Origin of the sequence: Saprospira grandis DSM 2844, from assembly GCF_000275825.1 — a bacterium.
In the GTDB taxonomy this organism is placed as follows: Bacteria; Bacteroidota; Bacteroidia; order Chitinophagales; family Saprospiraceae; genus Saprospira; species Saprospira grandis_A.
In genome coordinates, this window is the sequence record NZ_JH719942.1 from 3,030,573 (window position 1) to 3,052,141 (window position 21,569).

General features: G+C 47.0%; 14 protein-coding genes. 11 read left to right on the forward strand and 3 right to left on the reverse strand.

What is annotated here, in order from left to right; all coding sequences use genetic code 11:
• Nucleotides 1–686 precede the first annotated feature (686 nt).
• The 8 genes from SAPGRDRAFT_RS22975 (at nucleotide 687) to SAPGRDRAFT_RS13830 (ending at nucleotide 10,684) form a co-directional block, all read left to right on the forward strand.
• The gene (locus SAPGRDRAFT_RS22975) at nucleotides 687–854 is read left to right on the forward strand and encodes a hypothetical protein (RefSeq protein WP_156001932.1); all 168 of its coding nucleotides are present in this window, start codon (nucleotides 687–689) and stop codon (nucleotides 852–854) included.
• Nucleotides 855–1,642: 788 nt separating this feature from the next.
• Nucleotides 1,643–3,166 carry a cysteine--tRNA ligase gene (gene cysS, locus SAPGRDRAFT_RS13800; RefSeq protein WP_002659868.1) on the forward strand — a complete coding sequence of 508 codons (1,524 nt, stop codon included), beginning with the start codon at nucleotides 1,643–1,645 and terminating at the stop codon, nucleotides 3,164–3,166.
• Nucleotides 3,167–3,375: 209 nt separating this feature from the next.
• Complete coding sequence (locus tag SAPGRDRAFT_RS13805) at nucleotides 3,376–3,945, forward strand: hypothetical protein (protein ID WP_002659869.1); 570 nt, start codon at nucleotides 3,376–3,378, stop codon at nucleotides 3,943–3,945.
• Nucleotides 3,946–3,949: 4 nt separating this feature from the next.
• Entirely contained in the window at nucleotides 3,950–4,495 is a 546-nt protein-coding gene (gene rfbC, locus SAPGRDRAFT_RS13810; RefSeq protein ID WP_002659870.1) for a dTDP-4-dehydrorhamnose 3,5-epimerase, read from the forward strand.
• A gap of 6 nt (nucleotides 4,496–4,501) precedes the next feature.
• On the forward strand, nucleotides 4,502–5,380 hold the full coding sequence (gene rfbD / locus SAPGRDRAFT_RS13815; protein ID WP_002659871.1) for a dTDP-4-dehydrorhamnose reductase: 879 nt from the start codon (nucleotides 4,502–4,504) through the stop codon (nucleotides 5,378–5,380).
• A 65-nt stretch (nucleotides 5,381–5,445) separates the two neighbouring features.
• Nucleotides 5,446–7,335, forward strand: a complete 1,890-nt coding sequence (hscA, locus tag SAPGRDRAFT_RS13820; protein WP_002659872.1) for a Fe-S protein assembly chaperone HscA — start codon at nucleotides 5,446–5,448, stop codon at nucleotides 7,333–7,335.
• Nucleotides 7,336–7,549: 214 nt separating this feature from the next.
• Nucleotides 7,550–8,911, forward strand: coding sequence for an aldehyde dehydrogenase family protein (locus tag SAPGRDRAFT_RS13825; protein ID WP_002659873.1), 1,362 nt, complete (start codon nucleotides 7,550–7,552; stop codon nucleotides 8,909–8,911).
• A 213-nt stretch (nucleotides 8,912–9,124) separates the two neighbouring features.
• A complete protein-coding gene (locus SAPGRDRAFT_RS13830) occupies nucleotides 9,125–10,684 on the forward strand; it encodes a hypothetical protein (RefSeq protein WP_002659874.1) in 1,560 nt (519 codons plus the stop codon).
• A gap of 218 nt (nucleotides 10,685–10,902) precedes the next feature.
• Here the strand turns inward: SAPGRDRAFT_RS13830 and SAPGRDRAFT_RS13835 are convergent, their stop codons facing one another.
• A complete protein-coding gene (locus SAPGRDRAFT_RS13835) occupies nucleotides 10,903–13,422 on the reverse strand; it encodes a DNA gyrase/topoisomerase IV subunit A (RefSeq protein WP_002659875.1) in 2,520 nt (839 codons plus the stop codon).
• 276 nt (nucleotides 13,423–13,698) lie between these two features.
• On the opposite strand from SAPGRDRAFT_RS13835, the gene SAPGRDRAFT_RS13845 reads away from it, so the two are divergent.
• The gene (locus SAPGRDRAFT_RS13845) at nucleotides 13,699–14,403 is read left to right on the forward strand and encodes a peptidoglycan DD-metalloendopeptidase family protein (protein ID WP_002659876.1); all 705 of its coding nucleotides are present in this window, start codon (nucleotides 13,699–13,701) and stop codon (nucleotides 14,401–14,403) included.
• Between the two features lie 29 nt (nucleotides 14,404–14,432).
• On the forward strand, nucleotides 14,433–15,314 hold the full coding sequence (locus SAPGRDRAFT_RS13850) for a hypothetical protein (RefSeq protein WP_002659877.1): 882 nt from the start codon (nucleotides 14,433–14,435) through the stop codon (nucleotides 15,312–15,314).
• A gap of 232 nt (nucleotides 15,315–15,546) precedes the next feature.
• Here SAPGRDRAFT_RS13850 and SAPGRDRAFT_RS13855 read toward each other — a convergent pair whose 3' ends face one another.
• On the reverse strand, nucleotides 15,547–16,815 hold the full coding sequence (locus tag SAPGRDRAFT_RS13855; RefSeq protein WP_002659878.1) for an alkaline phosphatase D family protein: 1,269 nt from the start codon (nucleotides 16,813–16,815) through the stop codon (nucleotides 15,547–15,549).
• 115 nt (nucleotides 16,816–16,930) lie between these two features.
• Here SAPGRDRAFT_RS13855 and SAPGRDRAFT_RS13860 point away from each other — a divergent pair, with 115 nt between their 5' ends.
• Nucleotides 16,931–17,350: a hypothetical protein gene (locus SAPGRDRAFT_RS13860; RefSeq protein ID WP_002659879.1), complete on the forward strand. Its 420-nt coding sequence runs from the start codon at nucleotides 16,931–16,933 to the stop codon at nucleotides 17,348–17,350.
• 451 nt (nucleotides 17,351–17,801) lie between these two features.
• Here the strand turns inward: SAPGRDRAFT_RS13860 and SAPGRDRAFT_RS13870 are convergent, their stop codons facing one another.
• On the reverse strand, nucleotides 17,802–21,332 hold the full coding sequence (locus tag SAPGRDRAFT_RS13870) for a beta strand repeat-containing protein (RefSeq protein ID WP_002659881.1): 3,531 nt from the start codon (nucleotides 21,330–21,332) through the stop codon (nucleotides 17,802–17,804).
• Nucleotides 21,333–21,569 lie beyond the last annotated feature (237 nt).

Genomic DNA, 21,569 nt, shown 5'->3' on the forward strand with positions numbered 1-21,569 from the left:
ATGGTTCTTATGATTTTCTTTTGAATAGATGCCAATTCTTTCTTTTTGGCTACTCAAGATAAGGTTTTTTTTGGGGCCCGCGGCCAGCAAAGCTGGCCGCCGCTATGCTGCGGGGCTCACAGGTCTGTTCGGCCCTTCGCTGGCTGCGCCAGCTTGGTCTGGCCTACGGCCACCCCTCCGCAGCGCTGGGCCGCTCATCTTTTGTTTTTTCTTTTGGCGGTCTTCTTCGGCGGCTTTGGGCCCATGGGCTGCAGCCCATGGCCGATGATTGGCAAAACTCCTTCTTAGTCGTCCTAAAATCTACGATATAGCTTGTCAAAGTCATTGAATAGAGTCACTAAACTGTTTGGTATAGGTCCCTCTACTGCATAAGAGTCGTCCTGAACTCCATGGTATAGGTTGCAGAAGTGTATAATATACGTTAGGGAACTGTACGGCATAGGTTGTGGAACTACATAATATAGGTTGTAGGACCCCAAAATAGACGTCCTAGGACGTCTATTTTGGGGTCCTAGGACGTACCTACTGGGGTATAGAAAGCTACCCAATGGGGTTTATGGACGTATCTCATGGAGTTCAGGACGTACCCAATGGAGTTTGTGGACGTACCCAATGGGGTTTGTGGACGTATCTCATGGAGTTTGTGGACGTATCTCATGGAGTTCAGGACGTACCCAATGGGGTTTGTGGACGTATCTCATGGAGTTCGGGACGTACCCAATGGGGTTTGTGGACCTATCTCATGGGGTTTGTGGACGTACCTCATGGGGTTTGTGGACGTATCTCATGGAGTTCAGGACGTACCCAATGGGGTTTGTGGACCTATCTCATGGAGTTCAGGACGTACCCAATGAGGTTTGTGGACCTATCTCATGGAGTTCGGGACGTACCTTATGGGGGTCTTGGACCTAATCCATACCTTAAAGGACCCCTATTTTGGGCTTGTGCAACCCCATCGCCCTAGTTTATTAGTCCCTCAACTTTTTCTTGGTTTTTGAAAGATGGAGAAAAAGAAAGTGTCTTTTAGCAGCTGGGCAGTTTTGGGCTGAAGCTTAACGGGAAGCTATAAGTAGAAAAAGCGAACAAGGACTTTAGTCCGTCAGTTGGCTCAGTTAACAACCTTGGGCTTCAGCCCAGAGGCGCTTAAACAAGCTTAAAGATTATATTGGCTCGCCTTTTCAGCCATGGGCTAAAGCCCTTGGTTGCTGATGGAGTCTAGTAGAACAGAAAATCCCCTCGAAGGAGGGGATGACGATTTTTTCGATAGCCTAGGGCCTTGGCCCTAGGGTGCCTATGAAATTTATGGGGGAGAAAAATCAAACTACCGAAGAAAAAATAACCCTTGTTCAAAGCGGTAGAGGATTTTAATCCTCTCCGTACTATAGATGTAGAATGGGGTTGTTGTATGGCTGTAGGTTTCAACCTACAGTAAAAAGGGCCGAAGGCCCGCAGGCCTAGGGGCCTGAAAGGGGGCCGCGCAGCGGCAGACCCAGGGCGAAGCCCGCAGGGCCGAGCAGACCTGCGAGCCCTGCAAGGGCCCGGCCGCCGAAGGCGGCAGGCCCCAAAAAATCAAAAACAGAAGGTTTGTAAAAGCAAGTTGAAGTCTGTATCTTGCCGCCTTAACATTCGAATCAAAGCTAGTATGAACGCATTAAAAATTTACAATTCGCTAAGTCGGACCCTAGAGGAATTTACACCCATAGACCCCAACGGAAAGAAAGTTGGCCTATATGTCTGTGGACCAACTGTTTATAATGAGGTGCACTTGGGGAATTGTCGGACCTTTTTTAGCTTTGATTTGCTCTACCGCTATTTGTTGCAAAAGGGCTATAAGGTCCGTTATGTCCGCAATATTACGGATGTGGGCCACCTAGAAGGGGATGTAGATACCGCCGCCGATAGCAAGATTGAGCAAAGGGCTCGCCTAGAGGAGCTAGAGCCTATGGAGATTGTGCAAAAGTATACCTACCTCTTTCATGAGGTGATGGACCAACTCAATATTTTGCCGCCAAGCATTGAGCCTACGGCTACGGGCCATATTGTGGAGCAAATCCAGATGGTCCAAGATATTATTGAGAATGGCTATGGCTATGAGGTCAATGGCTCGGTTTATTTTGATACCCAAAAGCTCATTGCCGAGAATAAAGACTATGGCAAACTATCGGGCAAATTGGTGGAGGACCTGATGTCGGAAAGCCGCGATGACCTTAAAAAGCAAGAGGAAAAACGCTCGCCTTCTGATTTTGCCATCTGGGTAAAGGCCTCGCCTACGCATATTATGCGCTGGCCCTCGCCTTGGGGAGATGGTTTTCCGGGTTGGCACCTAGAATGCTCGGCCATGAGTACCAAGTACTTGGGCAAAACCTTTGACATTCATGGGGGCGGCATGGACCTACAATTTCCGCATCACGAAAATGAAATTGCCCAGAATTTGGGGGCCTGCAATTGCCAGCCCGTCAATTACTGGATGCACGCCAATATGCTACTGCTCAATGGCAAGAAAATGAGTAAGAGCAAGGGCAATTCTATTCTGCCCAAGGAGCTTTTTGCAGGCAGCAATCCGCTAATGACTAAGCCCTATAGCCCCATGGTCATCCGCTTTTTTATGTTGCAGGCGCACTATCGCTCTACCCTCAACATTACAGAGGATGCCCTTTTGGCCGCCGAAAAAGGCTATCAGCGCCTAATGCAAGCCCATGAGGCCCTGATGGCTTTGGAGCAAACTGAGCTTTCAGACTTGGCCAAAGGCCTAGATATCAAAATCAATAAGCTGTTGGATGGCGCCTTTGCGGAGCTAGATGAGGACCTCAACACCCCCAAGGCCCTCGCTAAAATCTTTGGCTTGGTCAGTGATATTCAGAAGTTTACGAATGGCCAACAAGACTTGGGCAGCATTGCGCCCGAAACCCTGGCCCGCCTCAAAAAGGACTTTAGCGCCATCGTTTTTGATGTATTCGGTCTGCAAAAAGAAGCCCTCATCGGCCAATCAGATGAAGATAAGACCTTGCTAGATGGCCTGATGCAGATGATTATCGAACAGCGCCAAGAGGCCAGAGCCAATAAAGACTGGACCAAAAGCGATCAGATTCGGGATGCCCTTCAAGCGCTTGGATTACAAATTAAGGACGGCAAAGAAGGCAGCAGCTGGAGCAAAATTAAGTCCTAGCAGAATTTGGGGCTGCCCACTCGCTTCGCTCGGGTCGGGCTGTGTCAGGGCTCGCAGGGCTGCTCGGCCCTGCGCAAAATTTCGCTACGCTCATTTTGCTAGGTCTGCGGCTTCGCCGCCCCCTTATCCATCCCTCAGCCTGCGGCGGCTGCGCCGCCTGTCCGCCGCAAAGGCCATACAAGATCTATTGGACCAAATATATATCGTCTATGCCGCTTAAGTACTTCTTATTTTCTTTGGCCCTATTGGGCAGTAGTTGGCTTTCTGCTCAGCCCTTATTGGGCAGTTGTGAGTGGGAAGTCTTGGCCCAAGATGATTTTACAGGCCGAGCAGAAAAGCGCTTGCCTAGTCGCTGGTTCTTTAGCTATACGCCCAAAGCGTATCGTCGATTTTATCCCAATGAAGATTACCTTTCGGCCTCGGGCTTTCTGCGAGAAAGCGAGGGCCAACTACTGCTAGAGCTAGAGATCCGCTTATTGGACCAAGAGGCCGATAAAAGTTTTGGTTTCTTGCCGCCCAAGGCAAAACTAGAACTTACCGCCCTGGATGGCCGCAAACATAAATTGTATTCGCCTTTGGGGGCCAAACGACAAGCGCAGGGGAGAGAAAGTGTTTATATCTGCCGTTTTCCGCTCAAGAAGAAAGACCAAAAATGGTTGCGCAAGCATGAAATTGAGTCCTTGAGTTTGCAGTGGTCGGCGGGCACACAAAATTACCCCATTTATTATCTCGATTTTTTTAAGGACCAATTAGATTGCCTCGAGCAACATAAAAAATAAGCCTATGCCTTTTGTTAAAACTCCTATTGCCGACCTCCTCCTTTTTGAACCTCGGGTTTTTGAGGATGATCGCGGCTACTTCTTTGAGGCCTTTAATGCCCAAACCTTTGCCGAGGCGGGAATAGAACGTCCCTTTGTACAAGATAATCAGGCCCGTTCAGCCTATGGGGTGCTTCGGGGCTTGCACTATCAAGTAGGGGAGCAGGCGCAAGCCAAATTGGTCCGAGTACTAGAAGGTAAGGTCCTAGATGTAGTGGTAGACCTTCGTCCCGATTCTCCTACTTATGGAGAGCATTATGGGGTAGAGCTTTCGGCGGAGAACAAACGGCAGTTGTATGTGCCTCGTGGTTTTGCGCATGGCTATGTGGTTTTGAGCAAAACGGCAGAGTTCTTCTATAAATGCGACAACTTTTATCATAAGGCCAGTGAGGGCGGTATCCGCTACGATGACCCTCAATTGAATATTGATTGGCAGATTGATTTGGCGCAGGCCATCCTTTCTGAAAAGGACCTAGAATTACCTCATTTTGGCCAACAGCGAAAAGCCTAAACGACTATGATTAAGAATATACTGATTACTGGGGCCGAGGGCCAATTGGGCAGCGAAATACAGGCCTTGGTCATGAACCAAAAGGCCTTGCGTCTTTTGGCGGGAGGCCAATACCATTTTACCGATCAATCTACCCTCGATATTACTGATGTCGAGGCGGTTTATGCCTATATGCAGCAATATAAAATAGATTATTGCATCAACTGTGCAGCTTATACTGCCGTAGATAAGGCCGAGGAGCAGGAAGAATTGGCCCAGTTGGTCAATGTAGAAGGGCCCCGCAATTTGGCCAAGGCGGCCGCAGCCCTTGGGGCAAAATTGGTGCATATTTCTACAGACTATGTTTATGCGGGTACAGCTTCTGGCCCTATTCGAGAAACTGCGGTTACAGATCCCCAGGGCGTGTATGGGTGCACAAAACTAGCGGGAGAACAGGCCGTTTTGGCCGAGCTGCCCGATGCACTGATTATTCGCACCGCATGGGTTTACTCCTCTTTTGGGCAGAACTTCGTAAAAACTATGTTGCGATTGGGCCAAGAGCGCCCAAGTCTATCTGTAGTGGCCGATCAAATAGGTAGCCCTACCTTTGCAGGAGATCTGGCCGAGGCTATTCTGCGGATTTTGGGCCAAGAGGAGGCGCCTTCTGGGCTCTACCATTATAGTAATGAGGGCGTAGCCAGTTGGTATGACTTTGCGCAGGCCATTTTTGAGTTGGCCCAAATAGATTGTGCGCTGCAGCCCATAGATACTAAAGATTACCCTACTCCTGCAAAACGCCCTGCCTTTTCGCTTTTGCATAAGGGCAAAATAAAGGGCAACTTTGGTTTGCAAATTCCCCATTGGCGAGAGAGCTTGGCCCGCATGCTAAAAACGCTGCGGTATTAAACAAAAGGAGGGCAGTTCTATTATAGAGGGAGAAAGCACCCTTTAAAAAAGGAAGAAATACAGCTATGGCAAAAATAGGAATCAACCTGCAATCTGGGCAGGTAGAAAAAGATAAAACCAAGAAAGGCGAGCTCATTATTGGGATTGATTTGGGGACCACCAACAGCTTGTTGGCCTACATCAATGCCGAGGGCAAAGCCGAATGTTTAAAAGAGGAATCGGCCAAGCATAGTTTGGTCCCTTCTGTTATTCATTGGCAGGAAGGGCAGCCTCTGGTGGGCCAATCGGCCAAAGAGATGTTAATCAAAGACCCAGAGAATACCATTTTCTCGGTCAAGCGGCTTTTGGGCAAATCTTATGGAGAGCTCAAAGATTATCAGGGCTTTTTTAGCTATGAGATTATTCCCAATGAGCAAGAAGACGGCTTATTGAAGGTTCGTTTGGGCAATAAGTTTTATAATCCCATCGAATTGTCTGCTGTTATTCTCAAAAGCTTGAAAGAGCGGGCCGAAAAGCTATTGAAGCAACCCGTACAGAAGGCCGTCATTACCGTTCCCGCTTATTTTAATGATTCGCAGCGGCAGGCCACTCGCGATGCGGGGAAACTGGCGGGCTTAGATGTTTTGCGAATTGTCAATGAGCCCACGGCGGCCAGTTTGGCCTATGGGATAGGTTTGGACCCCGATGAGCAAAAGACCATTGCCGTTTATGATTTGGGTGGAGGAACCTTTGACGTTTCTATCCTCAGCATTGATAATGGGATCTTTGAGGTATTGGCTACACATGGCGACACCTTTTTGGGGGGCGATGATATAGACCGAGCCATCTTGAAGCATTGGGCCAAGGGCGCCAACTGGAGCGAGCAGCGCTTGCAGGAGGAGCGGGCGTTTGCGCAGGAACTGCGCCTTTTGGCTGAAGAGGCCAAGAAAAGCCTTTCTCTGGCCGATGAATTTGAGGGAGAATTGGCGGGCCAAGTATTGCGCTTAAACAAAGCGGAATTGGTCCAACTGACAGAAGAATTGATTCAGCGGAGCCTCAAGGCTTGTGAGCAGGCCCTAAAAGATGCGGAATTAAGTCTGACTGATATTGATGAGGTGGTCTTAGTGGGTGGTTCTACCCGCATGCCAATTGTAAAAGAGGCCGTGGCTAAATTCTTTGGCCAAGCGCCCAAAGACGAGCTACATCCCGATGAGGTAGTGGCCCTAGGGGCGGCCATACAAGCCGATGTATTGGCGGGCAATCAAAAAGACATTTTATTATTAGATGTAACGCCATTATCATTAGGGATAGAAACCGTAGGGGGGCTGATGGACGTCATTATTCCTAGAAACTCTAAAGTACCGATGAAAGCGGGCCGTCAGTATACTACTTCAGTAGATGGGCAGGTTAAGCTAAAAGTAGCGGTATATCAGGGAGAGCGGGAGTTGGTGGCCAACAACCGCAAGCTAGGAGAATTTGTATTGAAGGGGATACCGCCTATGGCGGCGGGTATGCCCAAGATAGAAATCCACTTCTTATTGAATGCGGATGGCATCTTGAAGGTTCGGGCCAAGGAATTGCGTTCGGGGGTCGAGCAACTGGTTGAAATGCGTTCGCCTTATGGTATATCTGAGGAAGAAATGGGAAGAATGCTCTTAGATTCGATCAAGAATGCCAAGGAAGACATGGCCATCAAGGCTTTGATAGAGGCCAGAACCGAGGCCGAATCGGTTTTATTGGCGACGGATAAATTCATTGGGCAGAACGGGGCCATTTTATTGGAGGAAGAGATTGTGGGGATGCAAAACCGGGCGGCTAGTTTGGCCCAAGCCTGTGGGGGAGAGGATAAAGACCTCATTCAGCAGCGGATGGAAGAGCTCAACCAATATGCTCGGCCAATGGCCGAGCGGGCTATGGACCAAAGTATAGCCAAGGCCGTAGCAGGGAAAAAAATAGAAGAACAAAAATTTGATTAAATAGCGCAAAGGCCTTCCAATTTGGAAGGCCTTTGTTTTGGGAGGGGACAGGCGGCTTGGCCGCCGCAGGGGAGCGCAGCGACCGGCCTAGCGATGTGCAGGGGTGGCCGAAGGCCAGACCGAGCCGCTGAAAGCGGTGAAGGGCCGAGCGAATAGCGAGCCCCGAAACGTAGCGCCGCAGCTTTGCTGCGGAGGCCCCAAAAAAACAGAAAAGATGAATCAGTTTAGATCTAAGAACCCATATACAGGAGAGTTGTATGGGGAGTATGACTTTGTGACAGCCTTGGAGCTAGAGCGGCAATTGAAGAAAGCGGAACTTGCTTTTCGGCATTGGCGGCGGGTACCAATGGCAGAGCGGCAGGCCTTATTTTTGGCTTTAGAGCAGCAACTATTGGCACAAAAAGAGGAATTGGCCTTAGTGGTCAGTCAGGAGATGGGCAAGCCATTGCGTCAGGCTTTGGCGGAGATCGAAAAATGTGCATATTTGATTCGGTATTATGTAGAATTTGGGCCGAGGATGTTGGCGCCGCATGCGGTAGATTATGCGCCAGAGAGCCGCAATATGGTCTATTATGAGCCATTGGGGGTGATTTTGCAGATCATGCCTTGGAATTTTCCGTTTTGGCAGGTTTTGCGTTTTTCGGTACCAACCTTATTGGCGGGGAATGTTAGTTTGCTCAAGCATGCGCCCAATGTGCCCCGTTCGGCCATGGCCATAGCTCGATTATTTGAGCAGGCGGGTTTTCCGGAGGGGGTATTTCAGAACAGTTTTGCCAATTTGGAGCAAACGGCGGCCTTAATCAAGGGGTCGGAGGTAGCTGGGGTATCCTTAACGGGCAGTCGGAGAGCGGGCTTAGCGGTAGGCGCTTTGGCTGGGGGCAGCATGAAGAAAATGGTATTAGAATTGGGCGGATCGGATCCTTTTATTGTTTTGGAAGGGGCTGATTTGGAGGCTGCGGCCAAGGCGGGCGTACAGTCTAGGTTTGGCAACAATGGGCAGACCTGCATAGCGGCCAAGCGTTTTATTGTGGAGCGTTCCTTGGCGGCAGACTTCCTAGATGCGTTGAAGGCGGAGATCGCCCAATTGCGTCAGGGGGATCCCATTGCGGATAATTTGGACCTCAGTTGTATGGCTCGAGAGGACTTGGCTTTGGAGTTGGCGCAGCAGAAAGCGGATAGTTTGGCGGCTGGAGCTCAGTTGTTATTGGATGGAGGAAAAGGAGCGGGGAGTTTGTTTTCTCCGGTCATTTTGGGGCAGGCGCCCAAGGGCTCGCCGGCCTATTCTGAAGAGTTATTTGGGCCAGTGCTCAGCTTTTTTGAGGTGGCCGATGCAGCAGCAGCCATTTATTTGGCCAACGATAGCATTTATGGTTTGGGCGGGGCTATTTGGACCGATGAAGAGCGGGCACTGCAACTTGCTTCCTCACTAGAAGTAGGGACTTTGGCCATAAATCAACTCATGAGATCGGCCCCGCATACCCCTTTTGGGGGAGTTAAACAGTCGGGTTTGGGACGTGAGTTAGCTGCAAATGGCATAAAAGAATTTGTTAATGTCAAGTCAATTCTACGCTCATAAATGATTTGACTAAATAATTAGTTAAATTGCAAAATTATGAATATCAGTTGTTTATATAAAATTTAATATAGATTTTATCTAAATAAATAAAAAATTAAGGATTGGTTAAAGAAAAAGGGGGTTGGTAAACCCTCCTTTTTTTGTTATTTTGTAATTGCAAAATGTGACATCAAAATAAGCAATTACACTAGCCAATAACCAATTCCTTAAGAAATGAAACATATATTAGAGATAGCAAAAATTGTTACGAAGAAGAAGGTCAAGAAGATAGAGATATTTGACGACTATTCCTTGAGCCAGAAAAGTAGTAAATTTAATGACTTTTATGAGGCGGTAGTCAATGATAAATTTGATACAGATGAGCAGGCTGCAGAATATTTGTATGGCAGTCCTTCAACGGATGATAAGTACCGGCAGTTAAAGTCTAGATTCAAGAAGCGTTTGCTCAATACGCTCTTCTTTTTGGATGTCAATGTACCCTCTGCATCTGATTATAATCGGGCCTATTTTTCTTCTAATAAAGACTGGACCCTCATCAAGATTTTATTATCGAATAAGGCCTATGATACGGCGGCTTATTTGGCTCGTCAGTTGATGACGACGGCCCAAAAGTTTCAGTTTGCCGATGTGATGGTAAATTGTGCGCGCATTTTGCGAGAGCATTATGCTTTGCGCAATGAAAACGAGCGTTTGTATGAGGAGTACGATCAGTTGTGCAAACAGTATCAGAATGTATTGGATGCGGAGATTCGCTCGGAGGAGTTGTATCAACGAGTGGTAATTAACTACTACAAGCCGCATTCTAAGAATCAGGATTTGGCGGGCAGAATCAATGTGTATTGTCAGGCGCTAGAGGGCTTGGCAGATTTTTACCAATCGCCAATTGTGCATTATCATCGTTATATGGTTTGGGCCTATCGTTATGAAATGTTGCAAGATTATGAGCAGATGATGGCCGTTTGCCAAGATAGCGAGCAGTACATTGCAAAGCATCCAGAGTTTTATCGAGACGATAAATTTGCCGAGATCATGATCAAAAAATTGTCGGCTATTTTGCATATGGGGCAGTATACGCCCAGCATTGCGCCGGCCCTGTATAAGCAGGCCATGGCTTTGCAAGAGACCGATAGTTGGTTTCAGCTGATGGAGTTTTTCTTTTTGTTGGCCCTACATGGCGAGCATTATGAACAGGCCCAGCAGCTATTTTATGAGGTAGTTGGCGATACTCGTTTTGAGCGTTTGGGCCGAGAGGATCAGGAGAAATGGAATGCCTTTGAGATTTACCTCAGTTATTTGCATCAGTTTTACCCCGTACTAAAAAATATTGAGCCCAAGAGCAGCCGAGCCAAGCGCCGCAAGCGCTTCCGCTTGCACAAGTTTTTGAGCGACCCGCTAGAGTTTAGCAAATCGGAGCGCATGCTCAAGGTGAGCCACCTCATTGCCCAAATGCTTTTCCATCTGGAAATGTTGGATATGGAGGCGGCTCAGGCCAAGGTCGAGTATCTGAAAGAGATTGCCAATCGCCGTTTGCGCAGAGAAGAGCACTATCGGACGATCCAGTTTATTCGCTTGCTTTATCAGCTATCTAAGGCCAATTTTGATTTTGCCCAGATTGGTATTTATCAGAAATATCTGGACCGTTTGGAGGAGGAGCCCTTCCGTTATCGCGGCATGATTGATGAGTTTGAGGTGATTAATTATAGCCATCTTTGGACCCTTTTGCTGGAGCGTTTGAGAGATCTCGAAATTAGCCAGGCTAGTCCCTTAAATTAGGACTATTTTTTTGGGGCTGCCCCGCCCTGCGGGCGGGTCGGGCTGGGCCAGGGCTCGCAGGTCTGCTCGGCCCTTCACAAAAATGCTGCGCATTTTTGCTCGGTCTGGCGCTTTGCGCCACCCTTATCCATCCCTCAGCCTGCGGCGGCTTTGCCGCCTGCAAAACGCAGAAAAAGCCCCAAGGCATTGCCTTGGGGCTTTTTCTTTAGGGGCCAAAATTAAAAGAGGGCCTTTTGGTTTTCTTCATTTTCCTTAGGACCAATCTCTTTTATATTTCTAATTTTATCATCATGCAGTTTGCTCCCAAGGGCTTTCCAGCCAGTCACATCTGCAATTTTGGCTAGTTGGGCCTCATTGGCGGTATAGCTGCGGCCTTCTCTTTGCTCAAAAGTAATTTTTGGCGCTGCTTGTGTACCCGCCCAAAGCAATTTGGTCGAGCGGTGGTTATTGGGCAAATACTCAAAGCGGCTATTGAGGGTAGTCGTTTCAATCAGAAAGCGTTTTACATAGGTCGTTTTGCGTTCGCCATCAAAGTAAACGGCCGTAATGGGCTGCTCGGCATTCCATTTTTGGACCAAAAGGAGCTCTTCGGCTTCAAAGCGATTACTCAGCTCATAGTTGGTCATTTCATAGCTACCATCTTGGTAGAGGGCCAAAATGCGGTCCTCCTCTTCAAAGTCGCCCAACAATTGGCCATAACCAGAGCTATTGAGGCGGCCCGTTTCTGGCTCAAACCAAATTTGTAGGGCCCCTAGGGTAGATTCTCCCTGCCGTTTTAGCTGAATCTTTCGAATCGGGTATTTGCTCAAGAGATTTCCTCTGGCCGAGCGGCCCTTAACGGCTAGTTCGGCAAAATCATACTCAAAGTCTTTCTTTTTGGCCTTGCAAGCTTGGCTAAGCTGAATGTGCAACAGCTCGGCCTCTCCGTTGGGATTGGCTGAAAAATGCAAGATTTTGGCTTTCTCTACCTTATTGGCAATAGGGTATTTTCTATCTCGAGTAATGGCCGTTACGGCAAAGCGCTTCACATAATTGGCCCCTTTGTCCAAGTCGGCATAAACCACATTATAAATCATGCGCTCATCGCCTTTGCGCCAAATAGCCAAATGCAAGGGGTTTTTCCCAATAAAGACCTTTTCGGCAATCTTAACTACGCTATAGGTCCCATCCTTATGAAAGACAATCACATCATCTAAGTCAGAGCATTCCTCAATAAACTCATCTTTCTTGAGGCCATAGCCCATAAACCCTTCCTTGCGATTGATATATAATTTGGCATTATTAACCACTACCTCAACAGCATCAATCGTATCAAAGGTCATGATTTTGGTCTTGCGCTCTTTCTCTTTACCAAAGTCTTTTAGCAAGCGCTTAAAGTAGGCAATGGCATAATCTACCAAATTGGCCAAATTATCTCGAACATCGGCCAGTTCGTCCTCCAGTTTTTTTAGAAACTCATCCGCCTGAAACTTATTGTACTTAGAAATTCGCTTGATCTTAATTTCGGTCAGACGGATAATATCTTCTTGAGTAATTGGGCGCCAGAGCTCTTTGGCAAAAGGCTGCATAGCCCGATCAATGGTCTCGAGCACTTCTTCCCAACTCTCGCAATCCTCAATCAATTGATAGATGCGATTCTCAATAAAGATCTTCTCCAAAGAGGCCAGATGCCATTTATCAAGTAGTTCTTGCTCCCGAATTTTTAACTCCCACTCCAACAAATCCTTGGTTTGGCCAGTGGCAATCTCTAAGAGCTCATCTACAGTAATAAAAATGGGCTTATCGCCTTGAATTACACAGGCATTTGGCGAAATAGAGAGCTCGCAATCCGTAAAGGCATAGAGGGCATCTAAGGTGATTTCTGGAGAGCTATTGCTAGGCAATTCGACCAAAATTTCTACATCTTTGGCCGTATTATCCACCACCTTTTTAATCTTAATTTTTTGCTTGCTATTAGCCTTAATAATACTATCAATCAAGCTAGAAGTAGTACAACCATAAGGAACTTGGCGAATCGCCAAGGTCTTGCGGTCCACAATTTCTATTTCAGCACGCAGACGAATTTTCCCCCCTCTCTTTCCGCCATTATAATTAGAGGCATCCATCATGCCTCCAGTAGGGAAATCAGGTAGGATTTTAGTCTTTTTTCCACGCAAAATAGCAATAGAGCCCTTAATCAATTCTACAAAGTTATGCGGCAAAATCTTAGTCGATAAGCCCACCGCAATTCCCTCTACACCTTGGGCCAACAAAAGCGGAAACTTAACAGGCAAATGAATAGGCTCTTTTTTCCGCCCATCATAAGCCAATTGATAATTGGTGGTCTTGGGGTTGAAAACCACTGTTTTGGCAAATTTAGACAAACGGGCCTCAATATAACGAGGGGCCGCAGCCCGGTCTCCAGTACGAACATCTCCCCAGTTTCCCTGGCAGTCAATCAAAAGGTCCTTTTGGCCCAAATTAACCAAGGCATCGCCAATGGCAGCATCTCCATGAGGATGGTACTGCATCGTTTGCCCAATAATATTAGCCACCTTGTGAAAGCGACCATCATCCATGCTGTGCATAGCATGCAAAATTCGTCTTTGTACAGGCTTAAAACCATCTTCTACGGCAGGCACCGCCCGCTCTAAAATGACATAAGAGGCGTAGTCCAAAAAATAATCTTTGTACATCTCGCCCAATTGATTGCGCTGAGGCTTTTGCTCCTGTACCTCCTGTTCTATTTCTTCTGACATATTGTTTTATTTTCCAATAGGGGCCAAATATACGCTTAATGTTTGGTTTTTGCGAAGCTTTAGCCCATCCTTAGGCCTATTTTACAACTTTTTGTTTTTAGTTGCAAACTTTTGTTGCCTTTCTTTTAGATTCTCTACCCCCCAAGGGCCAAAGACCAGAATAAGCTCCTTGCAAGAGAAAGCCCAAAATAAAAATAAAATTTGTTTGTTTATCTAAAAGTAGTAACTTTGACTTAAACGCAAATATGTATCTAATAACCAACTAAATAAAAGAAGATGGCAAGAAAAATAGATGATTTTTTGGCTTGGGTAGGGCCCAAGAAAGGCACCTTTGGCAATGTGATGAATTTTGTGGGGGGCAGAGAATATGTGGTGGCCCTAGACCTATCAGAGACCAACCCTAGATCCAATGAGTTCAAGACCCCCAAGGGACTATATTATTATATTCAGGAGTGTATGGATCTTAGCTCCACATTTGTCGGAATTGGAGGCTATCTGGAACGCCGCAATTTGTACCAAGATAAACCCCTGTTTAACCCACAAAAAGACCCCCTAGATGAACGCTGTATCCATTTGGGTATAGATATTTGGACCAGAGAAGGCCGCAGCGTTCGCACACCCCTCAGAGCCAAGGTGCACAGCTTAGGTTATCATCAGGAGGAAGGAAATTATGGGGGAGTCATTATTTTGGAGCACCGACCCTTTAATTGCCCTAAATTTTATACTTTGTATGGCCATTTGTCTAAGGCCTCTATAGAAGCCCTAGAGCTGGGCCAAATGATCGACCGTTCGACTATTATTGGAACCCTGGGTAGCAAGGAGGAAAATGGCGGCTGGCGACCTCATCTGCATTTTCAAATTATTATGGACCTGCAAGGACATCATGGCGATTATCCTGGCGTTTGCTCGCCCCGAGAATTAACAGAAATGAAGGCCAATTGCCCCAACCCCAATTTGATCCTGAATAGCCCCCTGCTTTAGCTTTGTCATTATCTAACTCACCTATACCTATGAAAAATCTACTCTTTGCTTTAAGCCTGCTGCTTTCGGGCCAATTGTTTGCCCAACATCCTACGCCCGTAGATATGTTGTTTAATCCCACCGAAAATATTTTCCAGTTCTCCGGCGCTGGCGGAGGAAACCTCTATGGCCTTTTTAAGGCCTCTGGTGCCGCCTCTGGCGTCTTGGCCCTAGATGCCAATTATAACCTAAAGGAAAAAGTGGCCAATGGCCGCAAAAAAATCAATACTTTGGCCCTCAATTTTAAGGTGCACCCCTTTATCAATACCCTTTTAGAAGGCCGAGACTCTCTTGATTTTAGACAGTTGGCCTTTCAGGATAATGATTTTCGCCTGCAGTTTGGCGCCCGCTATACTATGCTCAGCGAAAAGGAAAAAAAGGGCCTTTTAGAGGGCAACTCTAAGCGCTTTGCCCAAGCTTTTATTGATGTGATTGTGGTCCCTTACCAAATTGAAGAATCGGTCAGTAATCAAACGGGCTTTACCAGCCTAAGCCTAAATATGGGCGGTAAGTTTGGTATCCTGCGCAAAATTATGGGCGGTACTTTTGGCATTACGGCCAACCCTCAACTAGATTTACTCTTTATTTTGGACCAAGATATGGCTTTTGAGGAGGCTTTTCTCAAAGATCCTACGGCCATCCAACTTGCCAATATGCAGGCCAGCGCTAGAGCTTTTGCCGCTGCAGGCCTCAAAATTGAAGTGCCCCTCAATGATTTTATGCTCACTTTTGATATCCGCCGCTATTATAAGCTAGGCGAGGGAGCCGAGCTAGAAGGCCTGACCGACCGCACCCTATTCTCTGTAGGCGGTGTGGCTATGGGCAGCATCTTTAGCAAAAAGAAGAAGTCAAAATCAAATAAACGGAAGTAGAAGGTTTTTTTGGGGCCTCCGCAGCAAAGCTGCGGCGCTACGCTTTGGGGCTCGCAGGTCTGCTCGGCCCTTCACAAAACTTCGCTAACGCTCGTTTTGTTCGGTCTGGCCTTCGGCCACCCCGCCGCATCGCTAGGCCTGCGGGCTGCTGCGCAGCCCTGCAAAACCGCTTAAGTATTGGACCAAAATGAACGGCCAGCGCAACTCATTGCACTGGCCGCTTTTTTATGCCTTATTGCAAGTCTTTAAGGGCAATTTCCCTTTGCCAGAGCAGCTTGCCTTTCCGGTTAAAAGTTTGGATGCGGCAAATGCGCCGTAGGCCTTGGCCCACAATAGTCAATAGACCATAGTTTTGTTTACGAACAAAAGTGCCCTCTTCTCGGCAATCATTTACCTTAGCATAATAGGGGTCAAGAAAACTAGTAAGAGGCGAGCAAGTATACTCATAAAGCGGATAGTCACCTTCTCTTCTTAGGCAGTTGAGCTCGCTATAGTGTCGATCTCCACTAATGACCACGACTCCCTTAATGTTCTCTTTTTGGAGAAAGTCCAGAAAATCTTCTCGTTCTGCTGGAAACTGGTCCCAATGATCCCCTTTGTCTAGCTTGGGTAAGAGTTGCGTTCCGGAAAACACAAATTTAAAATCGCCCTTGGCTTTTTTGAGCTGTCTTTTGAGCCAATCCATTTGCTTCTTGCCAAAAAGCCTTCGTTTTTCTTTGGGGCCATCGCCAATGCAGTAGTAGCGAGAATCGAGCAAGAAAAAGTCGCAGTTTTCTTGGCTAAAGTGGCTATAAACGCCTGGGTTGTCTTCTTCTCCATAATAGGGGTTGGCCCACATCTTTTTAAAGACATTTAGGGCGGTATCTTTTAGGGGAAAATTAGCATCGCTATTATTTGGCCCATAATCATGGTCGTCCCAACTGGCATATTGGGGACAAGATTGCAAAAACTTATTGATGGGCTTGCGTTCTCTAGAGCGCAGATTTTTTTTGACCATCCCCTTATAAGAGTTCCATTGGCCAAGGACATAATAGACATTATCGCCGGTCCAGACCATAAACTCGGCATCTGTTTGGGCCATTTTATTAAATATCTTGTTATATCTTCGGCGCTTGCCAAACATATTGAGGAGTAAGGGATATTGGAAGGCACAAGAGCCCGTTAGAAAGCTAAAGCTATCTTTTGGGGGAGTCATTGCTGGTTTTTTCTGGGCCAAAACCCGCACTACCCGCTTATTTTTCCAAAGGGGCTCATCCTGATAACTAATACTACTAAATTCTTGTTCTAATTTTTTGAGGACATGAGCTAGGCGGTTTTTCTTTTGCAAAACGGGTTTTTTCTGGACCAATATCCAGAAGCTAGCGGTAGAATCGGTATAGTGTCCGGGCATAGGCCCACTAATCACCTTATAATCTAGGAGTTGTTCTTGGCCAAAGAGAGAGAGAGTAAAAAAAAGGAGGGAGAAAAGGCAGAAAAAGGCAGGAGAAAAAGAGGTACGCATGTTAATTTAATGTTAGCTATTGTTTAAGTCTGCAAATATAATTAAGTAGTTGAGATCACCTTCAAAAAATAGAAAAATCCCTACCTTAGCAGGCCCAATAAATCAAATTTGTGCTATGATTTTCGATATTGACTTTAGTAAAGAAGAGCTGGCGCGTTTGTACTTGACCTACAAGCGTCGTCCGGAGAATTACGACAAGATAAAGAAGCGTTTGATGGGCTCTAGGGCTCGTAAGGAGTACCAGAAAGGGCAGAGAGGGCGTTATTTCTTTATGGGGGCGGTGATTGCCATTAGTATGGTGGGTTCTGCCTATGCGTTTTTCTTGGGCCATTGGGGGAGTTTTGGGGCCATTTGGCTCATTTGTGCTGCATTCATGATTGCTTTAGGGACCTTTTCCTTTGTGGCCTATCGCAATTTTGAGCTTGTTTTTAAGCGAAATGTGGTCTTTTTTGAGGCGTTTGAGGCTTTGGCTGAGAAGAGCAAGAATGTAGAAGATTTTCAGATTGACTGGAACCTGAAAGAAAAGGCAAATTAGCTGCTATTGATGTTTAGCGAGAAGGCCCCAAAAGCGATTGCTTTTGGGGCCTTTTTTTTGGACCAATTGGATGGGACAGGCGGCGAAGCCGCCGCAGGCAATAGCCAGATTTAAACGCACTCACTTTTATAGTTTGCAGCAATTTCCCGCTAGTCGGCCCTGTTTTTCTCGGCCATAGCGAAGGCTATGCCCTTAAAAAATAGCTGGCCTAGCAGAAAATTCATAGCAAACTATGGCCAAAGCAGCGCGATTAAATCTGGCTGAGGGATGGATAAGGGTGGCGCAAAGCGCCAGACCGAGCAAAAATGCGTAGCATTTTTTGCGCAGGGCCGAGCAGACCTGCGAGCCCTGACACAGCCCGACCCGCCCGCAGGGCGGGGCAGCCCCAAAAAAAGACGCCCCTCCAAAAAGGAGAGGCGTCAGCGGTTAAGCACCTAAGAAAGGGGCTAAATTACTTTTTGCTGATGCGGTAGCTATTGCTAGCTTCTTGATCGGCAACACGTAGGAAGTAAAGGCCGGCGGGCAATTCACTCATATCGATATCAAACTGTTGGTTAAGTACTTGGCTAGCTTGGAAGCTGCGGATGACTTGACCGGCGGCATTGCTCAATTCGATTTTCACATCGCTCGCTTTGTTCAGTTCGATAGTCAATTTAGCTACAGATTCCACAGGGTTGGGGAATACGCTAATATTGATATTGGCATTAGTGGCTAGAACTGTAAGGGGGCCATCGGGAACATTAACCGTGAGGCTAGTATTACAGCCATTAGCGTCAGTTACGGTAACCGTATAAAGGCCGGCAGTCAAGTTGCTAACATTGGCTGTAGTGGCAGCATTAGACCAAGCGTAGGTATAAGGAGCGGCACCACCAGTAACAGTAACATCAATGCTACCATCGTTGGCACCAACAACAGAAGTTCCGTTTACGGTAGTATCAAGAACGATAGCAACAGTTGCATTTACTGTAGCGTTAGCGACCAATTCGCAGCCGTTAAGGTCCGTAATGCTTAGGGTATAAGTACCAGCGGCAAGGCCAGTGAGGTTAGCGGTAGTACCGCCATTACTCCAGTTATAGCTATAAGGAGCAGAACCACCAGAAGTTGTTGCGCTGATTGCGCCATCTGCGCTACCGCTACAGCTTAGGTCCGTAACAGTCATGTTATTGACGATAGCAGTAGGTTGAGCGATTGTTACAGTAGCATCTTTAGTACAGCCGTTAGCATCGGTTACGGTAACGCTATAAGTACCTGCGCCGATATTATTGATAGCGGCAGTATTGGCATTATTAGACCACATATAAGTATAGCCAGGAGTTCCGCCAGAGGCAGTGATAGTCGCCATACCGTCATTGCTAGAGAAGCAAGAAGCGTCCATAGTTCCAGTCATGTCAATATTGGCATCAACGGGAGTGGGAGCAGTAAGGCTAACCACTGTGCTTACAGCACAACCATTGTCATCAGTAACCGTTACGGTTGGGTTACCAGCAGAAAGTCCGCTAGCAGCCGCTGTAGTTTGGCCATTAGACCAGATGTAAGTGTAGGGGGCTGTTCCACCTGTGGCTGTTACCGTAGCTTCTCCATCGCTAGCCGTGTTACAGCTAAGCTCAGAACCGTTGTAATTAGAAGTTACGGTAGCGGTAGCAGTAGGTGCGTTGGGGTTGCTTACGGTAGCCGTAGCTGTAGTTTGGCAACCGTTGGCATCAGTAATAGTTGCGGTATAGGTACCAGCAGAAAGGTTAGAAGCTGTAGCGGTAGTTTCGCCATTGCTCCAGTTGAAGCTATAAGGCGTAGTTCCACCAGCAGGCGTTACTGTAGCCGAGCCGTTGGCGGCGCCACAGCTAGAGTTTACGCTAGAAGTAGTTCCGCTTACTGTACCTGCGGTGCTACCTACTGTAGCGTTGCTAGTTACGGCACAGCCGTTATTGTCAGTTACTGTTACATTATAAGTACCGGCCATAAGAGCGGTAGCGGTAGCTGTAGTTTGGCCATTAGACCAAAGGTAAGTATAAGGAGCAGCACCAGCAGAAGCAGTTACTGTAGCCGAGCCGTTGGCAGCGGTACAAGTGGCATCTGTAGCTGTAGCACTTGCTGTGGGACCAGCGGGGCTACTTACGGTAGCGCTAGCCGTACCTTCACAACCATTAGCATCGGTGAAGGTTACGGTATAAGTACCAGCCATAAGGTTATTGATGCTAGCCGTAGTGGCAGCATTAGACCAAACATAAGTATAGGGAGTTGTACCGTTGCTTACGCTTACTGTAGCAGAACCGTTGGCATTGCCACAACTAGCGTTGGTCGCCGTAGCTGTACCGTTTAGCGCAATAGTTGTAGCGTTAACAGTGGCAGAAGCTGTAGCAACACAGCCAGTAGCATCCGTAATTGTTACATCATAAGTACCTGCAGCCAAACCGTTGATTGTTTGTGTAGTAGCGGCAGTAGACCAAAGGTAAGTATAAGGAGCAGATCCGTTGGCAGGGTTAGCCGTTACCGAACCGTTGCTAGCCGTACAAGTTGCGTCTGTAGCGGTAGCTGCAGCCGTAATGTTACAGCTCACATTGAGGTAAGGACGGATAACAGGAGTATAAGGAAAACCACCAGTAACCAAACCATCTAGTGTTTGATAAGCACCACCGTTAATATTGGCATATACCGTATTGGGCGTATAGATATCAGGATCACAAAGGATGTTGAGTCCATCCATACTAATTGACTCTTCTACGGCAACTAGATATTGGCCAGGTGTAAGGTTAAGAGCACCGTTCGTAGTGTTCGTAATAGGCAAGGTAAGGATAGTACCATTCGAGGTAGTATCTGCAGGCGTAAGGATGTAATTAGCCGATTGTCCGATGATTGTACCATTGGGTACACCAGCCGTTGTTTGAACAACAACAAGACGTACAGTGTCACCTAGATTGCTGGCATCGCAGCTCAAGAAGAACAAAGCAGAGTCTAGTTGAGTATTCGCCGTAATATCGAAAAGATTACCAATAATAGCTAGAGCACCAGCACCAGCACCAACGAGATTAGTGGGGCTACCTGCGTCACGAGCATATTCATTGCCTGTAATTGTAAGGCCATAGCGGGCCGTATCATTAGCAGTGCTACCTGTAGGACCAGTAATGATGTGCTCAAAAATGTAACCCGATTGTGCAGGAGGGGCAAAAGTACCCATGCTTACCGTTGTGCTCGCCCCAGCAGCCAAGTTAGTGGCCGTGTTGTTATAGGTCTGGATGGGCGTAGCTGGAGCTGCAAAATCATAGATATTGGTAGTAATGCTCACAGAAGCGGCTGTTCCGGTACCCGCATTCGAGATCGTCGTGCTAACCGGAATTGTTCCTGCTTGAGACTGAGGCACCAAGGTATACTCTGAAGGCGAAATAGCCGAAATCAAGAGTTCATTAGAAGAAGCCGTTTGGTTCAAACGAACGTTATCTACGCCCAAACCTGTAGCCCAACCAGCATTGTCGTTATACAAGAAGGAAATCAATACGTTGGCATCATTTGCATAAGCATTTAGCGAAATGGTCGTATTATCCTGCCAGCTTCCATCAACGGCAGGCATTACATAAATGGGGGTCCAAGTAGTACCACCATCTGTACTCACCTCAATCTGTCCAGCACTTCCATACAGTCCATCCATATAGAGGTCAACAATCAATTCTACTCCACCCGAGCGAGATGCAAAGTTCTGTGCAGGTAGAATAAGACGGTCTGCAGACTTATCACAGTCACAAACATCATCATTGGTCTGTGCAAAGAAGGTGTGAGCAGGAGCAGGCCAAGCACCTGCTGCATTGGCGTCTGTATTGGTACCGATATAGTAGATCCCATCTGTAGACAGCCCTGTTTCGGTCCAGCTCGTAGGCAGGCCGTTGGCGCCCGTAAGGCCCTCAAAGTCTTCCGTAAAGAAGATTTGTGCATTAGATTGCTGCCAGAAAAAAAGGCTAAACAGCAAGAATGCAAAAGTCTGAATTCTAGTCATTTAATTTTGTTTTTGTTAGTTAAAATTGAAAACAATCCAAATCTATGGATTTTATAAGACAATTGGAGGACAACTTTCAAAGATAGGGCATTACTTATCATTTTTAACAAAAACGGATAAGTAATGCCCTGCCTTAACAATTCTAGCCGCCACTTTGGCTATGTTATAAATTCTCAGAGGTATTATGTCAATGATTTGGGGCCCGCGGCCAGCAAAGCTGGCCGCCGCTATGCTGCG

Bases quoted from the DNA above. Each gene is read 5' to 3' on its own strand.
- cysS (WP_002659868.1), top strand. From the start codon at position 1,643: ATGAACGCATTAAAAATTTACAATTCGCTAAGTCGGACCCTAGAGGAA.
- SAPGRDRAFT_RS13805 (WP_002659869.1), top strand. From the start codon at position 3,376: ATGCCGCTTAAGTACTTCTTATTTTCTTTGGCCCTATTGGGCAGTAGT.
- rfbC (WP_002659870.1), top strand. From the start codon at position 3,950: ATGCCTTTTGTTAAAACTCCTATTGCCGACCTCCTCCTTTTTGAACCT.
- rfbD (WP_002659871.1), top strand. From the start codon at position 4,502: ATGATTAAGAATATACTGATTACTGGGGCCGAGGGCCAATTGGGCAGC.
- hscA (WP_002659872.1), top strand. From the start codon at position 5,446: ATGGCAAAAATAGGAATCAACCTGCAATCTGGGCAGGTAGAAAAAGAT.
- SAPGRDRAFT_RS13825 (WP_002659873.1), top strand. From the start codon at position 7,550: ATGAATCAGTTTAGATCTAAGAACCCATATACAGGAGAGTTGTATGGG.
- SAPGRDRAFT_RS13830 (WP_002659874.1), top strand. From the start codon at position 9,125: ATGAAACATATATTAGAGATAGCAAAAATTGTTACGAAGAAGAAGGTC.
- SAPGRDRAFT_RS13835 (WP_002659875.1), bottom strand. From the start codon at position 13,422: ATGTCAGAAGAAATAGAACAGGAGGTACAGGAGCAAAAGCCTCAGCGC.
- SAPGRDRAFT_RS13845 (WP_002659876.1), top strand. From the start codon at position 13,699: ATGGCAAGAAAAATAGATGATTTTTTGGCTTGGGTAGGGCCCAAGAAA.
- SAPGRDRAFT_RS13850 (WP_002659877.1), top strand. From the start codon at position 14,433: ATGAAAAATCTACTCTTTGCTTTAAGCCTGCTGCTTTCGGGCCAATTG.
- SAPGRDRAFT_RS13855 (WP_002659878.1), bottom strand. From the start codon at position 16,815: ATGCGTACCTCTTTTTCTCCTGCCTTTTTCTGCCTTTTCTCCCTCCTT.
- SAPGRDRAFT_RS13860 (WP_002659879.1), top strand. From the start codon at position 16,931: ATGATTTTCGATATTGACTTTAGTAAAGAAGAGCTGGCGCGTTTGTAC.
- SAPGRDRAFT_RS13870 (WP_002659881.1), bottom strand. From the start codon at position 21,332: ATGACTAGAATTCAGACTTTTGCATTCTTGCTGTTTAGCCTTTTTTTC.